At 66.4% G+C, this 15,918-nt stretch carries 14 protein-coding genes; 3 read left to right on the plus strand and 11 right to left on the minus strand.

Features of this window, described 5'->3' with window-relative positions; all coding sequences use genetic code 11:
* Positions 1-545: 545 nt before the first annotated feature.
* The gene (locus NTD88_RS17175; protein WP_095159668.1) at positions 546-1,742 is read left to right on the plus strand and encodes an MFS transporter; all 1,197 of its coding nucleotides are present in this window, start codon (positions 546-548) and stop codon (positions 1,740-1,742) included.
* Here the strand turns inward: NTD88_RS17175 and NTD88_RS17180 are convergent, their stop codons facing one another.
* Positions 1,743-2,525: an SDR family NAD(P)-dependent oxidoreductase gene (locus tag NTD88_RS17180; RefSeq protein ID WP_095159667.1), complete on the minus strand. Its 783-nt coding sequence runs from the start codon at positions 2,523-2,525 to the stop codon at positions 1,743-1,745.
* Positions 2,526-2,836: 311 nt separating this feature from the next.
* Between NTD88_RS17180 and NTD88_RS17185 the strand changes: the two genes are divergently transcribed.
* Positions 2,837-3,742 (plus strand): NAD-dependent epimerase/dehydratase family protein, encoded by a 906-nt coding sequence (locus NTD88_RS17185; RefSeq protein ID WP_262130106.1) that lies wholly within the window; start codon positions 2,837-2,839, stop codon positions 3,740-3,742.
* 73 nt (positions 3,743-3,815) lie between these two features.
* Here NTD88_RS17185 and NTD88_RS17190 read toward each other — a convergent pair whose 3' ends face one another.
* The 9 genes from NTD88_RS17190 to NTD88_RS17230 all read right to left on the minus strand — a co-directional run bounded on the left by NTD88_RS17190 (position 3,816) and on the right by NTD88_RS17230 (position 13,255).
* Positions 3,816-4,988, minus strand: a complete 1,173-nt coding sequence (locus tag NTD88_RS17190) for a maltoporin (RefSeq protein ID WP_262155849.1) — start codon at positions 4,986-4,988, stop codon at positions 3,816-3,818.
* Positions 4,989-5,312: 324 nt separating this feature from the next.
* Complete coding sequence (locus NTD88_RS17195) at positions 5,313-6,293, minus strand: transketolase family protein (RefSeq protein WP_095159664.1); 981 nt, start codon at positions 6,291-6,293, stop codon at positions 5,313-5,315.
* A gap of 2 nt (positions 6,294-6,295) precedes the next feature.
* Entirely contained in the window at positions 6,296-7,174 is an 879-nt protein-coding gene (locus NTD88_RS17200) for a transketolase (RefSeq protein ID WP_095159663.1), read from the minus strand.
* A gap of 38 nt (positions 7,175-7,212) precedes the next feature.
* Positions 7,213-8,331: an LLM class flavin-dependent oxidoreductase gene (locus NTD88_RS17205; RefSeq protein WP_095159662.1), complete on the minus strand. Its 1,119-nt coding sequence runs from the start codon at positions 8,329-8,331 to the stop codon at positions 7,213-7,215.
* Positions 8,332-8,411: 80 nt separating this feature from the next.
* Positions 8,412-9,209 (minus strand): SDR family NAD(P)-dependent oxidoreductase, encoded by a 798-nt coding sequence (locus NTD88_RS17210; protein ID WP_095159661.1) that lies wholly within the window; start codon positions 9,207-9,209, stop codon positions 8,412-8,414.
* Positions 9,210-9,220: 11 nt separating this feature from the next.
* Positions 9,221-10,717 carry a sugar ABC transporter ATP-binding protein gene (locus NTD88_RS17215; RefSeq protein ID WP_095159660.1) on the minus strand — a complete coding sequence of 499 codons (1,497 nt, stop codon included), beginning with the start codon at positions 10,715-10,717 and terminating at the stop codon, positions 9,221-9,223.
* A 10-nt stretch (positions 10,718-10,727) separates the two neighbouring features.
* Positions 10,728-11,663: a substrate-binding domain-containing protein gene (locus NTD88_RS17220; RefSeq protein ID WP_095159659.1), complete on the minus strand. Its 936-nt coding sequence runs from the start codon at positions 11,661-11,663 to the stop codon at positions 10,728-10,730.
* 43 nt (positions 11,664-11,706) lie between these two features.
* Entirely contained in the window at positions 11,707-12,690 is a 984-nt protein-coding gene (locus tag NTD88_RS17225; protein WP_095159658.1) for an ABC transporter permease, read from the minus strand.
* 46 nt (positions 12,691-12,736) lie between these two features.
* The gene (locus NTD88_RS17230) at positions 12,737-13,255 is read right to left on the minus strand and encodes a flavin reductase family protein (RefSeq protein WP_095159657.1); all 519 of its coding nucleotides are present in this window, start codon (positions 13,253-13,255) and stop codon (positions 12,737-12,739) included.
* Between the two features lie 210 nt (positions 13,256-13,465).
* Here NTD88_RS17230 and NTD88_RS17235 point away from each other — a divergent pair, with 210 nt between their 5' ends.
* Positions 13,466-14,398, plus strand: coding sequence for a LysR family transcriptional regulator (locus NTD88_RS17235; protein ID WP_177454496.1), 933 nt, complete (start codon positions 13,466-13,468; stop codon positions 14,396-14,398).
* 2 nt (positions 14,399-14,400) lie between these two features.
* Here the strand turns inward: NTD88_RS17235 and NTD88_RS17240 are convergent, their stop codons facing one another.
* Positions 14,401-15,918 (minus strand): xylulokinase, encoded by a 1,518-nt coding sequence (locus tag NTD88_RS17240; RefSeq protein ID WP_262155792.1) that lies wholly within the window; start codon positions 15,916-15,918, stop codon positions 14,401-14,403.

A 15,918-nucleotide genomic window follows, 5' to 3' on the forward strand; every position in this document is an offset into this window, starting at 1 on the left:
ACGTGATGCCTGAAACGAGCCCGCTCGGCTCAGTGTTCTCGCCTCGGCGAAACCGATGACGCAGCGACGCCCCGCCCCACCGCCACCCAGCAGACGCCTCCGAGTAACAGTCCCAGCAGTCCGTAGAGGCTCCAGCCAAGCGTGAAGCCGACGCTGGAAATCAAGGAGGCGCCCCCCCCACCGAGACCATTCTGGCGAGCGCCAGCAGGACGGGAATGAGCGAAAAGAGGCGTACTTTCCAAGACGTCATAAATAGAGGCTCATTAGGCCGAAGAACGGTAAAAAAGATCTTCCCCGCCGTGATAACGGCCTACCTGTGCCCCGCCATCACCACCCATGACGCCACGGCACAAATGATGTGCCGCCCGCCCGGATACCCCGCCCGCCTCGCGTGCCGCAGAGTAGACGCCACGAACCGCAGCGCCCGAGCGCTGCACCGGGGCCATAACCACAACGTCCAGCCCCTCGCGCCCAACGCCTCCACAAAAACCAGAACCCCGGCGACGGCTTGCTGCACCTCTCGCGATCCAACCCGGAGAACCACTATGCGCACCACCTCGAGCACGGGATTGCACCCCGGCATCCTCACCCTCGCCATCACCGCTTTCGCCATCGGCGTGGCGGAATTCATCATCGTCGGCATCCTGCCGTCGATCTCGGCAGCCTTCGATATTTCCCTGGCCAGCGCCGGCAGCCTGGTGGGGCTCTACGCCCTGGCGCTGGCGATCGGCACGCCATTCATCGTCATCGGCCTTGGCCGCTTCCCCCGCAAGACGGTGCTGTTGAGCCTGATCGCGGTGTTCCTGGCCGGCAACCTGGTGTCGGCCCTGGCGCCCAATTACCCGGTGCTGCTGTTCGGCCGGATCATCACCGCCCTGGCCCACGGCAGCTTCTTCGCCATCGGCGCTACCGTGGCCGCCAGCCTGGCCCGGGAAGGCCAGGCCAGCAAGGCGATCGCGGCGATGTTCGCCGGCCTGACCCTGGCGATGGTGATTGGTGTCCCGCTGGGCAGCTACCTCGGTAACGCCCTGGGCTGGCGCCTGCCGTTCTACGCCGTGGCGCTGCTGGCCTTGCTGGCCCTGCTCGCCACTGCCGCCTGGCTGCCCCGGCAACCGGCCGGCAACGCCGGCAATGCCCTGGGCCAACTGGCCGCGCTGGGCAGTCCGGCGATCTGGGCGATGATGCTGGTCACCGTGCTCGGCTTCGGCGCCAGCTTCTCGGCTTTCACCTTCATCACCCCGATCCTCACCGACATCACCGGCTTCTCGGCCACCGGCGCCAGCGCCCTGTTGCTGGTGTTCGGCGTGGCGACCATGCTCGGCAACCTGCTGGGCGGCCGGATGTCCGACAGCCTCGGCTGGGAACGCAGCCTGCGCCTGTTGTTCGTGGCACTGGCGCTGACCCTGGTGGCGCTGGCCCTGGCGCTGCCGTACAAGTCGCTGATGGTGGTGACGGTGTTCATCTGGGGCGTGGTCGCCTTCGGCATGACCCCGGCGTTCCAGACCGGCATGCTTTCCACCGCCCGCCTGCACACACCGGGCGCCGTGGACTTCGCCTCGGGGCTGAACATTTCCGCGTTCAACCTCGGTATCACCCTGGGTGAGCGGGCCGGCAGCCTGCTGGTGGAAAGCGGCCAACTGGCCCTCACGCCCTGGGCCGGGGTCGCCGCCGCGCTGCTGGTGCACCTGCCGCTGGCGTGGCTGCTGTGGCGCCGCCGCCAGGTCAGCCTGCAGGCCTGCTGATCAGAGAATGCTGCGAATGGTCCCGCCCTCGACACGCATGGCCATGCCGTTGAGGGCCGGCGACGCGGCCAGGTGCAGCACGCTGCGGGCCACTTCCTCGGGCTCGATCATGCGGCGGATCAGCGAGGTGGGTTCGGTCTGGTCGAAGTAGTCGGCCACCACCTGCTGCGGGCTGATGCCCTTTTCCTCGGCGATTTCCGCGTGATAGTGCTTCACCGCGTCGGTGCTGGTCGGCCCCGGCAGGATGCTGTTGACCCGCACCGCCGTGCCCTTGGTCAGTTCGGCCAAGGCACGGGAGACACCGAGCAGGCAGGATTTCATCGCCCCGTAGTGAACCATCCACGGCTGCGGCTTGACCCCCGACTCGCTGCTGATGAACACGATCGAGCCCTCGCCCGCCGCCAGCATGTCGGCCATCAACAGGCGGCTCATGCGCACCGCGGTCATGACGTTGACGTCGAAATAGCGAAACCACTGGGCATCGTCAGTCTCGAAGAAATCCCGCACCTCGAAGATGCCGACGCAGTTGATCAGGTAGTCCACCCGGCCCTGGCGCCGGGCGAAGTCGGCCAGGTCGTCGGCGACACCCGGCTGGGTCAGGTCGCCGGCCATGCCGGCGCAGTTCGGGCCGAGTTCCCGGCAGGCCTGGCCGACCTGATCCTCGGTCAGGCCGCTGATCACCACCCTGGCGCCTTCAGCGAGAAAGCACTGGGCGATCGCCCTGCCGATGCCGGTGGCACCGCCGGTGATCAGGACGTTCTTGCCGGTCAGTTGGTAATCCATGGTGTCGCGCCTCTTGTCGTTGTTATCGGCACGAATCTATTACGGATCGACACACCGGGCGTATTCACTTCCCGCGTAAACAGAATTCGCCAAAAACCGCTACGACTTGACCTCACAACTGTTGTTCCCGGTCAGTGGCTGGTGGGAAAGGTGGCGGATTTCTACCCTAGGCTTCGTACGAAAAGTGCCTGCGCGACGATCATGCTGCGTTGAAAACAGGCTCGCCTGATCGCCGCTCGGCGACTTTTCGTACAAACCCTAGCGTCGCGCTCAACGCGCTTCCTTCCACTCTCAAACAAGAAAGGTCTTCGATGAAAATCTTCATTACCGGCGCCTCCGGCTACATCGGCGGTTCCGTTGCCAAGTACCTGGCCGATGCCGGGCACGAGGTCACCGGCCTGATTCGCGACCCCGCCAAGCGTGATGCCCTGCAGGCACTGGGCATCCGCCCGGTGCTCGGCACCCTGGACGACGCCTTTATCCTCACCCGCGAGGCGCAGGCCGCCGACGCCGTGGTGCACACCGCCGACTCCGACCACCTCGCCAGCGTCGAGACCTTCATCAACGCCCTTCGCGGCAGCGGCAAGGCGTTCATCCACACCTCCGGTTCCAGCGTGGTCGGCGACGATGCCCGTGGCGCCTATGAACGCGAGGCGATCTTCACCGACGAGACGCCGTTCGAGCCCATGGACATCCGCCGCGACCGCGTGGCGATCAACCAACAAGTCCGCCGCGCGGGCGTGGAAGACGGCATTCGCGCCGTGGTGTTCTGCCCCACCATGATCTACGGCGACGCCCTCGGCCTGCCGACCGCCAGCGACCAACTGCCGAAACTGCTGGCGAAATCACGCCAGTTCGGCGCGGGTGCGTACCTCGGGGCTGGCGTGCATCGCTGGTCCAACGTGCATATCGAAGACCTCGCCGAGCTGTACCGGCTGGCGGTGGAAAAGGCGCCGTCGGCGTCGTTGTTCTTTGCCGAGAACGGTGAGGCGTCGTTTATCGAGATCGCCACGTCGATCAGCCATGCGCTGGGCTTCGAAGGCCGAATCGAAAGCTGGCCGGCGGATGACGCCATTGCCGAACTGGGCGACTGGGCACGCTTCGCCATTGGCTCCAACAGCCGGGTGCGGGCGGTGAATGCCCGGCAATTGCTGGGCTGGCAGCCGCGGCGGGAGTCGATTCACCAGTGGCTGCGCAGTACCGAGGTGCTTTGGTAGGGTCACCGCGTCCTTGAGATCGAGCGCCGCATGGGCGGCGCTCAATTTCAAGGGCAACGGGGCCACGCCGACCTCACTTCCACCAATACTCCACCTGCACCCCGAAATTCCCGCCATGCAGCGCGCTGCCAAATGCCCCGCTGTCGGACAGCGCCGAGCCCGCCGCGATCTGGCTGGCCGCCCGTTGCGCCGCTTCGTTCCACTGCGCCCAGGTGTAATACAGACGAACCTCCGGCCGCTTCCAGAAGCCCGGGCCCTTGGGTGACCAGGCCGGTGCCACGGTGAATTTGGTCAGGGTGCGGGTGCCGCCCGGGGCGTCGATCTGGTCGCGGCCCAGTTCGGTGATCAGCTTGAACTGCTCGCTCAGGGCATACACCGGACGCACACCCAGCGACAGCCAGTTCTGGTCGTCACCCCGCGGGCGCTTGTCCTGCTGGTAGACCACCTGGAACTGCCCGCCAAAACGCGGCGTCACTTGCCAGTCGAAATACTCCACCACCCGCCAGCTCTGGTTGTCGCGGTCCAGCGTCGGGTCGCCGGTGTAGCCCAGCGCGGTGCCCGGTCCGCGGCCGTATTGCACGGCGAAGGTGTTGAGGCCACCGAGAACACCCTTTTGCTTGTGCTGCAACGCCACCGACCAGCCGCTATGGCCGTCGCGGCTGTCGGGGCGTTGCAGGTAGCTCAGGCCGAGTTCGATCTCGCCGCCCGGATTGCTCTGGAAACCGCCGACATTGACGTCATGCCGGTTGATGTAGGGTTCCTGAAACAGGTTGTCCTTGCGCGAGAACACGTAGCTGTATTTCAGGTCGCCGATGACCACGTCATCGAAGCCAAAGCCGGTGGCACTCTGGTTCCAGTAGAAGTAGTCGGAGATGTGGATGTCGTTGCGTCGGTAGTAGCGGCGCCCGGCCCAGAACGAGCCGCCATTCAGGGCCGGCATGTCGCGCCATTGCGCATACAACTGGACCATCCGCGAGTAGCCATGCTCGCCACGAAACTGCAGGTCGTGGCCATAGGCGTTGAACAACTGGGCCATGCCTTCGACGCCGAGGGTCGAGCCGTCGCCGGGCTTAATCAGGTCCTGGGCCAGTTGCAGTTCGGCAAGCTGCTCGCATTCGTTGCCCAGGCGGTATTTGGACGGCGCCCCGGGCAATTGGAAGCAGCGTTGCGGGCCACCGCCGTCGGCGCCGCCAATGCCGCTGCGCAGGTAGCCGGTGAATTCCAGGGCGCTGGCCGGCACGGGCATCAGCAGGCTGGTCAGGGTCGTACCGGCCAGCAGGTTCAGGGAAATACGCTTCATGGTTTTGCTCCGCTCGTTGTTGTCGTTGTTGTGCGGGCGATCGGAAACAGCGGGCGACAGCCATCCCTGGCGAGCGCGCGGGAAACAGGCGCACTCACCCGCCGCCAGAACGCGGCGCGAGTCGTTTGCTGTGGGGTTGTCGCGAGAAGCGTCAGCCGCCGGGGCGGCGGCAATCAGGGTGGGTCAGGTTCATGCTTGCTCTCTGATTATTGTTGTCGGGCAAGAGATCCGGAGGGGGCGGGACAAGCCAGTGGCCTGCCCCGCCGAGGCTCAGTCGATCAGTTCACGGGCCACGCTTTCGATGCCTTCGGCATCCAGGCGGTAATGGCGGTAGAGGTGAGTCGGCGGCGCGATCAGGCTGTACTCGTCGTAGATCCCGTGGCGGCGGACGCGGGTGCCGATGCCGGCTTCGGCGATCACCTCGCAGACCGCGCCCCCCAGGCCGCCGAGGATGTTGTGCTCTTCGACGGTGAGGATCGCCCGGCTTTCCCGCGCCACGCGCAACACCGCCTCGACGTCCAGCGGCTTGACCGTGGTCATGTCCAGCACACCCACCGAGCGGCCCTGGGCGTTGAGCGCGCGCGCGGCCTGCAACGCCGGGTGCACGGTGGAACCGGTGGCGATGATGGTCAGTTCCTCGCCCGTCAGCAGCGCGGTGGCCTTGCCGAATTCGAATAGCGGCTCTTGTTCGTAGACCACCGGATCCCGCCCGCGCTGGATGCGGAAGTAGATCGGCTGCGGATGATGGGCCGAGGCCTTGATCGCCGCCTTCAACTGGTTGGCATCGGCCGGGGCGACGATGGTGATGTCGGCGATCGCGCGCATGATTGCCAGGTCCTCGGTGGCGTGGTGCGAGGTGCCATAGAAGCCCAGCGAAATGCCGGCGTGATGGCCGATCAGGCGCACCGGCAGCGCCGAATAGGCGACGTCCATGCGGATCTGTTCGCAGCACAGCAGCGGCAGGAACGAAGCGAAGGTCGCGATAAACGGCTTCATGCCCACCGCGGCCATGCCGGCGGCGCAAGACACCATGTTCTGCTCGGAGATGCCGAACTGCACGAAGCGCTCCGGGCAGTGTTCGGCGAATTTCGCCAGGCCGTTGGAGTACTGCAGGTCGGCGGTGCCGGCGACCACCGGCTCGCCCTGCTCGACCAGTTCGAGCAAAGCGTCGGACAGCGCGTCGAGGCCCGGCGTCTGGGTGTTGAGGGCGCGGTACTGCCAGGAGTTCGCGGACAGGGGTGCAGTGTTCATGTTCAGATCACCTTGCTCTTGATTTCATCGATGGCGCGCTGGGCGTCTTCCGGGTCGAGGTAGCCCAGGTGCCAGCCCGGCTCGGTCTCCATGTACGAGACGCCCTTGCCCTTGAGCGTCTGGGCGATGATGCACACCGGCCGTTCGCGGTTGCGCTCGGCCTTGATCCGCCGCAGCAGCGGCGTCAGCTCGGCGAGGTTGTGGCCGTCGACGTCGTACACGTCCCAGCCGAAGGCGCGCCATTTGTCCGCCAGCGGCTCGATGCCGATCACGTCGTCGACGCTGCCATCGAGCTGGAAGCCATTGCGGTCGACGATCGCCACCAGGCTGCCGACCTTGTGGTGGGACGCCGCCATCGCCGCCTCCCACACCTGGCCTTCCTGCATCTCGCCGTCACCGAGCATGACGAAGGTGGTGAAGTCCTGGCCGAGCATGCGCCCGGCCATGGCCATGCCCAGCCCGCCCGACAGGGCGTGGCCGATGGAGCCGGAGGAGAAGTCCACGCCCGGCACTTTGCGCATGTCCGGGTGATCGCCCAGCGGATTGCCCAGGCGGGTGTAGCCGTCGAGGATCTCCCGGGCGAAGAAGCCCCACTCCACCAGCACCGGGAACAGGCCCACGGCGGCGTGGCCCTTGCCCATCATGAAGCGGTCGCGCCCGGCCCATTTCGGCTCGCCATGCCGCAGCGACATCACGTCGTAATACAGCGCGGCAAACAGCTCGGCCGCGGAAAACACCGAGGTGTAGTGGCCGACCTTGGCGATCTCGATGAGGCGTATGGTTTCCAGCCGGATGAACTGCGCCTTGTCGCGAAGCCGCGCCAGTTCGGCGGGCGTCAGGGCGAAGTCAGCGGCGTGCTTTGAATCGACTGTCAGGGTCATTTTCCACCTGTGGATCAGTAGTCTTTCGGGGACAGCGCTCAGGCGCCGACGGCCAGCGCGGCGTCGAGCCGGGGCTGCATGAAGCGGCTCAGTTGCGGCATCACATCGCGGGCGGTGAGTTCCATGGAGCGGCGCCACAGGGCCTCGTTGTCCCACTCGTGGAAGGTGGTCATCAGGGTGCCGAACGGGCCGGTCTGCTCGCTGAAGGCGACCAGTTGCTGGACCACGCTGTCGGCATTGCCGTAGATCACCATTTCGCGGATGCAGTGATCGACGGTGACTTCGGCGTCGGTCATGTCCGGGCGGGTCTTGAAGATCTGCATGTAGTTGTTGCTGGCGAGGTTGTCGATCATGTAATCGAAGTAGCGCCGCAGGGTGCAGTTCGGGTCGGCCAGGTAGTCCTCGGCCTGGGCCTGGGAGTCAGCGACGAACACCGAGCGCGCCACCCGCCAGTTGCGCGGGTCGGCCTGGTGCCCGGCGGCCTCGGCGCCCTGGCGGTAGGCCTGCCAGTGCGAGGCGACGGTGGCCGTCGGGTTGAAGTTGGCCGACATCAGGTCCCAGTCGCGGCTGCCGGCCAGCTTGGCGGTGCCGGAGAACGGGCTCATGGCGGTGGTCGCCACCCGCGGGAACGGCTGCTGGAACGGCTTGGGCATGTAGCCGATTTCCAGTTCGTGGTTGACCGTGTTGACCAGCGAGACGTCGAAGAACTCACCGGCGAACTGGTACGGCGCGTCGCTGCCCCAGATGCGCTGGATCATCTCGTAGCACTCGACCATCATCCGCCCGCGGTCCTTGCCGTTGCTGCCGTAGACCTCGAAGTCCGAGGCCAGGCCGCCAGGGCCGATGCCCATGAGGAAACGGCCACGGCTCATGTGGTCGAACATCGCCGCGTCGGCGGCAATTCGCGCCGGGTGGTGGTGCGGCAGGTTGAGCACGCCGGTGCACAGCTTGATGCGCTGGGTCAGCGGGATCAGCGCGGAGAGGAATTGCAGCGCGTTGGTGATCGGCTCTGTGCGCTGGGAGGTGTGCTCGCCAACCCAGACTTCGTCGTAACCGACCTTGTCCGCATGCACGACGCAGGCGATGTCCTGGTCGTACATCTCATGGTAGTCCCAGCCCTTGTGGTGCAAGGGCTGCATGAACATTGCGAGTTTCATCGTGGTTCTCCTTACAAGTGGCTATCAGGCGATAGCGGGCCAGGGTGCCCACGCGGGCACCCTGGCGATAGGTCGGGCGATCAACTGCCGTGAAGCAGCCAGCCGCCGTCGACCGTGATGTCGGTGCCGGTGATGTAGGACGCCAGCGGCGAGGCCAGGAACAGCGCCACGTTGGCGATCTCGAACGGCTCGCCGGGGCGGCCCAGCGGGATGTTTTCCAGCACCCGGTTCTGCTGGTGCTGGCGGAACAGCTCAGGTTCGAGGTTGCCCGGCGTCGCGGTCAGCCCCGGCGAAATCGAGTTGACCCGGATGCCGTCGCGGCTGAGGTCCTTGGCCAGGCTGCGGGTCATCGCCAGGATCGCGCCCTTGCTGGTGTCGTAGGTGACGTGGTTGGCCATCGGCCGGTGGCCGCACACCGAGGACAGGTTGACGATGCTGCCGCCACGGCCGTGGCGGAGCATCTGCGCGCGGGCGCACTGGGCGCCGAAAAACGCGGCGCGGGTGTTGATCGCCTGCATGCGGTCCCAGAAATCCTCGTCCACCGCCGCGACCGGCCTGAGCGGATAGATCCCGGCGTTGTTCACCCAGATATCCAGGCCGCCCTGCCCACCCGCCTCGGCCGCCAGCCGTTCGATCTGCTCGCGGCGCGACACGTCGGTGGCGACGAAACTCACCGCCAGGCCTTCGTCGAGCAATTCGTCGGTGCGCTCGCGGGCCAGGCTGCCAATCACCACGCGGGCGCCGGCCTGGGCCAGCCGGCGGCTGATGTCCAAGCCGATGCCGGAGCTGCCGCCGGTGACCACCGCGACCTTGCCGCGCAAGTCCAACAGGGCCTCGAACGGTGTTTCGTCCAGGTGCCGGTATTCGATGGTTTGCATGGAAAACCTCCTCAGGCCGTGGCCAGTGCCATGATCGATTCCGGCGCCACCTGCTCGCCGTCGAGAATTCCCTGGCATGCGCCGCGGGCCATGACCATCACCCGGTGCGACAGGCCGATCACTTCGTCCAGGTCGGAGCTGACCACCACCACCGCCGCGCCCGTGGCGGCGAGGTCGGCGATCAACTGGTAGATCGCCGCGCGGGCGCCCATGTCGATGCCGCGGGTGGGCTCGTCGAGGATGATTACCCTCGGCTCGCGGGCGATCCATTTGGCGATCACCACCTTTTGCTGGTTGCCGCCGGAGAGCTTGTCGAGGTGCTTGCCGGGGTCGCCCTTGACCCCGAGGCTGGCGATCCGCTCACTGGCGAAGGCGTCGATGCGCCGCCGCGACAGCAGGCCGCGCGCACCGAGGCGGTCGAGGTTGCAGTAGGCCAGGTTCTCGGCGATCGAATGATCGAGCACCACGCCCTCGCCCTTGCGGTCCTCGGGCACCAGCACCACCCCGGCGGCAATCGAGGCGCGCACGCCGTCCAGGCGCAACGGCTTGCCGTCCACCCGCACCTCGCCGCCGGCCACCGGATCGACCCCGGCAATGGCGCGGATCACTTCGCTGCGGCCGGCGCCGACCATGCCGGCGATACCGAACACCTCGCCCCCGCGCACCGAGAAGGAAATATCGCGGAAGCGCTGGTTCCGGCACGACAGCCCACGCACCTGCAGCACCTCATGCGACTGCGGCGCGGCAATGGCCGGGAACAGCCGCTCGATGGAACGCCCGACCATCTGCGCCACCAGGGTGTCCACCGCCACATCGGCGCGCTCATGACGGGCCACCAGATGGCCGTCGCGCATCACCAGCACGCGGTCGGCGATGCGCCCGATCTCTTCCATGCGGTGACTGATGTAGATGAACGACACGCCTTCGCGCTTGAGCACCTCGATCTGGCGGAACAGCAGTTCGGTCTCTTCCGAACCCAGCGCGGCGGTGGGCTCGTCGAGAATCAGCAGGCGCGATTCGAGCGTCAGCGCCTTGGCGATTTCCACCAGTTGCTGGGCGGCGATGCGCAGGTCGCGCACCAGGGTGTCCGGCGAAATATCCAGGCCCAGCCGTTCGAGCTGCACCCGCGCCTCGCGGCGCATGCGCTCGCGGTCCAGCACGCCATGGCGGGTCGGCAGGTGGCCGAGGAAGATGTTCTCGGCCACGCTCAGCTCGGGCAGCAACTGGATCTCTTGGTGGATCATGTTCACGCCAAGGGCGATGGCGTCCTTCGGGCAGGTCGGCGCGTAGGCCTGGCCATCGAGCTGCATGCTGCCGCGGGTCGGGCACAGCGAGCCGGCGATGATCGACGACAGGGTCGATTTGCCGGCGCCGTTCTCGCCCAGCAACGCCACCACTTCACCGCGGCCGATCTCCAGGCTGATGCTCTCCAGCACACTGACGGTGTTGAAGGACATGCCCAGTTGCTCGGCGCGAAACAACGGCGCGTCAACGGTTGTCGGGTTCATGGTCAGACTCCTACGGGTGCCGGGCGATGAAGGCATCGACGTTGTCGCGGGTGGTGACGAAGGCCGGCAGCAACTGGCGCTTCTCCACCGTCTGACCGGCTTTCAGCGCCACCGCGGTGCGCAGCGCGGTGCGGCCCATTTCCACGGCCTGCTGGGTGATGGTCATGTCCATCTTGCCGTCGCGAACCGCTTCCAGCGCCGCCGGCAAGCCGTCGTAGCCGAAGATCCACACCTTGTGCTCGACGTTGGCGACCCGCACGGCCTGGGCCGCACCGAGGGCCGGAGCGTCCGAACGACCGACGAAAACGTTGATGCCGGGGTGCTTCTGCAGCATGTCCTGGGCGACCTTGAAACCGTTGTCCTGCAGCCAGTCGGTGGGCTTGCGATCGACCACCTGGATGCTCGGTGTCTTCGCCAGCTCGACGTCGAAACCTTCGGCGCGGGTCAGCTCGGTGGTGTCGCCGAGGGTGCCCTGGAGCAGGCCGACCTGCGCCTGCGGACCGGTCAGGCGCACCACCTGGCGGGCCAGTTCGGCGGCGGCGCCGGTGTTGTCGGTGGAGATGTAGGCATCGCATTCGACGTTCTTCGGGAAGTTGTCGACGCACACCACCGGCACGCCCTGCTGCTTGGCCAGGCGCACCGGCACCGCGGACGCCGCCGAGCCGGTGGCGGTGTACAGCAACACATCGATGCCTTTGCTGAGCATGTCCTGAATCTGACTGACCTGGCGCGCCGGATCGGCTTGCGCGTCGGCCACCAGTACCTGGTCGATGCCCAGGCCCTCGGCCTGCTCCATCACGCCGTCACGCACCATCAGGTAGAACACCCATTGCAGGCTGGGGATCGACATGCCGACCTTGAGCGGTTTGCTCTCGGCATGGGCCAGGGCCGGCAAGAGCAGCAACAGGGCAAAAAACGCGCGCACGGGCGCAGAGAAAACGTGCATGGACGCCTCCGGGATTTATTGTGGTTGTGAGGAGCTTGTGGGGTCAGGCGTTCTTGCGTTTCATCGCATCGAGCATCACCGCGGCGGCGATCACCGCGCCGATGATTACCTGCTGGACGAAGGGTGAAATCCCGGCGAGGTTCAGGCCGTTGCGCAGCACGCCGATGATCAGCACGCCGACCAGGGTCCCGGCCACGCTGCCGACGCCGCCCTTGAGGCTGCCGCCGCCGATCACCACGGCGGCGATCACGTCCAGCTCATAACCGACCCCGGCACCGGCGCCGGCGGTGTCCAGCCGCGAGGTGAGGATCACCCCGCCGAGCGCCGCGGTGATGCCGCAAATCACATAGACGATGGCGGTGTGGGTCTTGACCCGGATGCCGGACAGCTTGGCGACCTTGGCGCTGCCGCCGATGGCGTAGAGGCTGCGTCCGGCCACGGTAAAACGCATGACGAACCAGAACAGCATGGCGAGCACCACGAAACAGGCCACGGTCAGCGAGATGAAGCCGGCGTAGCGGATGATCGACAAGTTGCCGAACCATTCGGGAAAGCCGCTGATCTGGGTGCCGTCGGTGACCATATAGGCGACCCCGCGGGCCATCGACATCATCGCCAGGGTGGCAATGAACGACGGCAATCCGGCTCGCACCACCAGGCCGGCGGTGATGCCGCCACAGGCGGCGCCGGTGAGCAAGGCGGCGCCGATCGCCAGGCCCATCGGCAGGCCGAGCACCCGTTCGGCCCAGCTCATGACCATGATCGACACGGCCAGCACCGCGCCCACCGACAGGTCGATGCCGCCGATCAGGATCACCAGCGTCATGCCCAGCGCCATGATGCCGAGCACGGTCACCTGGTCGAGGATATTCAGGAGGTTGCCGAGGGTCAGAAAGGCGTCGGTGGCAAGGCTGAGCACCAGACACAACAGCAGCAGGCCGAGCAGCGGGCCGGTGATGCCGGACGCCTGCGCGGAAAGCTTGAGGGAGGGCAGCAGCACGCGCGCCCTGGAACTGAAGCCATACATGTGAACACCACTTCTTGTATTTATTGGAGGGGTACGGTTATTGCAATCAGGCTGCCAGTTCGCGGAAACGCCCACCCATATAAACCAGGGGTGATTCCAGCGACTGGGTTATTACGTTCATGACATTGCCGATAAAGATGGTGTGCGAGCCGTAATCCACTTCCTGGACAACTTCGCAGAAGATCGACGCCTGGGCGTCGAGCAAATAACGCAGGCCGTTTTCACCCACCGCCCAATCGCCATCGACGAAGCGCCGGTCACGCAATTCCGGCTTGCTGAAGATGGCGCACAGCGCCTCGTGCTCGCGTTGCAGCATGTTCACGCAAAACAGCCCGGAGCGCTTGATGATGGGCGAAGCGCTGCTGCTGCGATTGACGCAGACCAGCGCCGACGCCGGGTCCATGGATACCGAGGAGAACGCGGTAGCGGCCAGGCCGTGGGGGCAGCAGTGCTCGTCGATGGTGGTGACCAGGGTCACGGACGCGGCAAAGCGGCCCATGGCGCTGCGAAACAGATCGGCGACTTCCTGAGTGCCGTTGATTGCTTGACTCGATAGTGCGGACATCTTTCAACTCCTCTTAGCGTTGAGCCTGTCGCCATCTTAGGAGCCCGCTGAACAAGCAGGTATTCGAGTTTCCGGGAATGACTTTTCAGCCAGACTGAAAGCTGCGCTTATTTATTCAGGCTTCTTCCATACGGTGATTGCCAGGCTTTAACCAGGCATGAAGAATGGCGTCCGCCATACTTGATGAAACAACCACGAGGAGCACACTTCATGGCCGATAGACTCCAGGACCTGCGCTTGTTCCGGCTGGTGGTACAAGCCGGTTCGCTGTCGATGGCCGGGCGCCAGTTGGGCCTGTCGCCGGCCGCGATGAGCGGCCGCCTCAAGGCCATGGAAGAGTTCTATGGTTTGCGTCTGGTCAAGCGCAACACCCGCGGCCTGAGCCCCACCGCCGAGGGCCTTTATCTGTTCGAGGCGGCGCTGAAGATCCTCGAGGACGTCGAGGCGCTGGACAGCGTGATCCGCGGCGGCAACGCCCAGTTGCGCGGCACCATCGGCGTCACCTGCCCCACCGACCTGGGTCGCCAGTGGGTCAGCCAGTTGGTGGACGCCTTCGTCGAGGAACACCCCCACGTCACCGTGCGCCTGTTTTTCACCGACCGCCTGCTGGACTTCGTCGAGTCGGGCTCGGACATCGCCATCCGCTACGGCAACTTGCCCGACAGCACCCTGGTCGCCCGCTCCCTCGGCGGCGACCGGCGCATCGTCTGCTGCTCCCCCGATTACCTGGCCCGTCACGGCGCACCGCAATCCCCCGAAGACCTGGCGGCGCACAACTGCCTGATCCACCTGCAGGCGGACTTCCCCCAGGACAAATGGCGCTTCACCCGCGACGGCGAAACCTTCTCGGTGCAGGTCAAGGGCAATCGCCTGGTCAACGACGGTTTCACCCTGCGCCAGTGGACGCTGCAAGGGCTGGGCATCGCCTGGAAATCCGTCTGGGAAGTGGCCGAGGACATCCAGGAGAACCGCCTGGTGCCGCTGCTGGAAGACTTCAGTTGTCCGGCCACAGGTTTTCACCTGCTGACCGAAGGCGGCAAGAAACTGCCCCGGCGGGTCAAGGCCTTCGTCGACTTCGCGGTGCGCTATTTCAACGAACTGGACACCCCGGCGCGGCGGCTGCTGACGCCGGTCGGAGCATGACGCTACATTCGCGGTAACTGCGCCAGCTCGGCAAACACCGGCGCCAGCGCCACCAGCATCCGCGCCTGCACCTGCCGGCGCTGTCGGTAAAGGCCGTGTCGCGCCGGGTCCGGCCGGACCCTGCCGCCCGGCGCCCTCGCCGCCCGCAACGCCGCCTCGCGCAGATCACTGAACGTGCCCGCGCCATACCCCGCCAGCAACGCCGCACCCAGCGCCGCCGCCTCGAACACGCCATGCCGGCGATAGGGCAAACCCAGAACGTCGGCCTTGATCTGGCTGCACGCCTCGCTCGCGGCACCGCCGCCGACCACCAGCACCGCGCCCTCGCCCGAGCACACGCCGGTCGCGAGCATGGCGTCGAGAAAACCGGCGTATTCGTAGGCGGTGGCCTCAATCACCGCCCGCTGCAAATCCGCCAGGCTGTGCTGCCAGGACAGCCCGACGAAGGCCCCGCGCCGGTCCGCCGCCAACGGCAGATGGCGCCCGCCCATGTGCGGCGCGAACAACAAGGGCGGCACCGCGCCGTGCTCGCGCAACGCCGCGCTGACTTCATGAGGCGGGCGCACCTGCTCGCGCAGTGACGCCAGCCAGTCGAGATTGAGCCCGCCGCCGCCGACATAAGCGGCGCTGTAGTAAAGGTCCGGCAAGCAGTGGCGCAGGGTCAGCAGGGTCTTGTGCGAGTGGTCGACGGTAAAATCGCGGCGCACCGCGCAGAGCACCGAACCGGTGCCGGCGATGTCCACCAACTGGCCGTCCTCGACCGCGCCGCTGCCCAGCAGGGTCGCCGCGATGTCACCGCAACCGGCATGGACCGGCGTGCCTGCCAGCAGGCCGAGACGCTCGGCGCATGCGCGCGACAATCCGCCGATCCGTTCCCAGGGTTCGACGATTCGCGGCAGATGATCGGCATCGAGACCAAGCGCCCGCACCAGCGCCAGGTTCCAACCCGCAGTAGGTGTGTCGGCGAAGTTGTTGAAGCCCAGGTGAGTGGTGTCGAAAAATGCCTCGCTGCCGTCCAGCCCGGCCAGTTGCAAGGCGACCAGGGCCGAGGGCGTCGTCAGCTTGCACACCTGGCGATAGCGCGCCGGTTGCTGGTCACGCATCTGCAGCCATTTCGCCCCGTGGCCGGCGATCAACTGGCTGCCGGAGCGCTGGATAATCCCGTGTTCGTGGGGGCGCAGCAGGTCAAGGGTGCTGGCGCAGTCCAGGTCCAGCCAGGAATCGCTGGGCCCCAGCGCCTGGCCCCGGGCATCCACCGCGCACAAACCCGCCATTTGTCCGCACACGGCGATCCCGGCCACCTGCCCCGGCGTGCTGCCCGCCTCGGCGAGCGCCTGGGCAATGGCCGTCAGCGCCGACTCGAACAGTGCGTCGAACCCGATGCCCGGCCCGGCCCGCAGCCCCGGCGGAACACCGCCCACCCGCGCCGCGCCGCGCAAATTGCCCTGGGCATCGAGCGCCACCGCGCGGGTGCTGGACGTACCGAGATCGACGCCGATGGAAATGGCCTGACTGCTCAC

Source organism: Pseudomonas sp. 20P_3.2_Bac5, from assembly GCF_025466035.1.
Lineage (GTDB): Bacteria > Pseudomonadota > Gammaproteobacteria > Pseudomonadales > Pseudomonadaceae > Aquipseudomonas.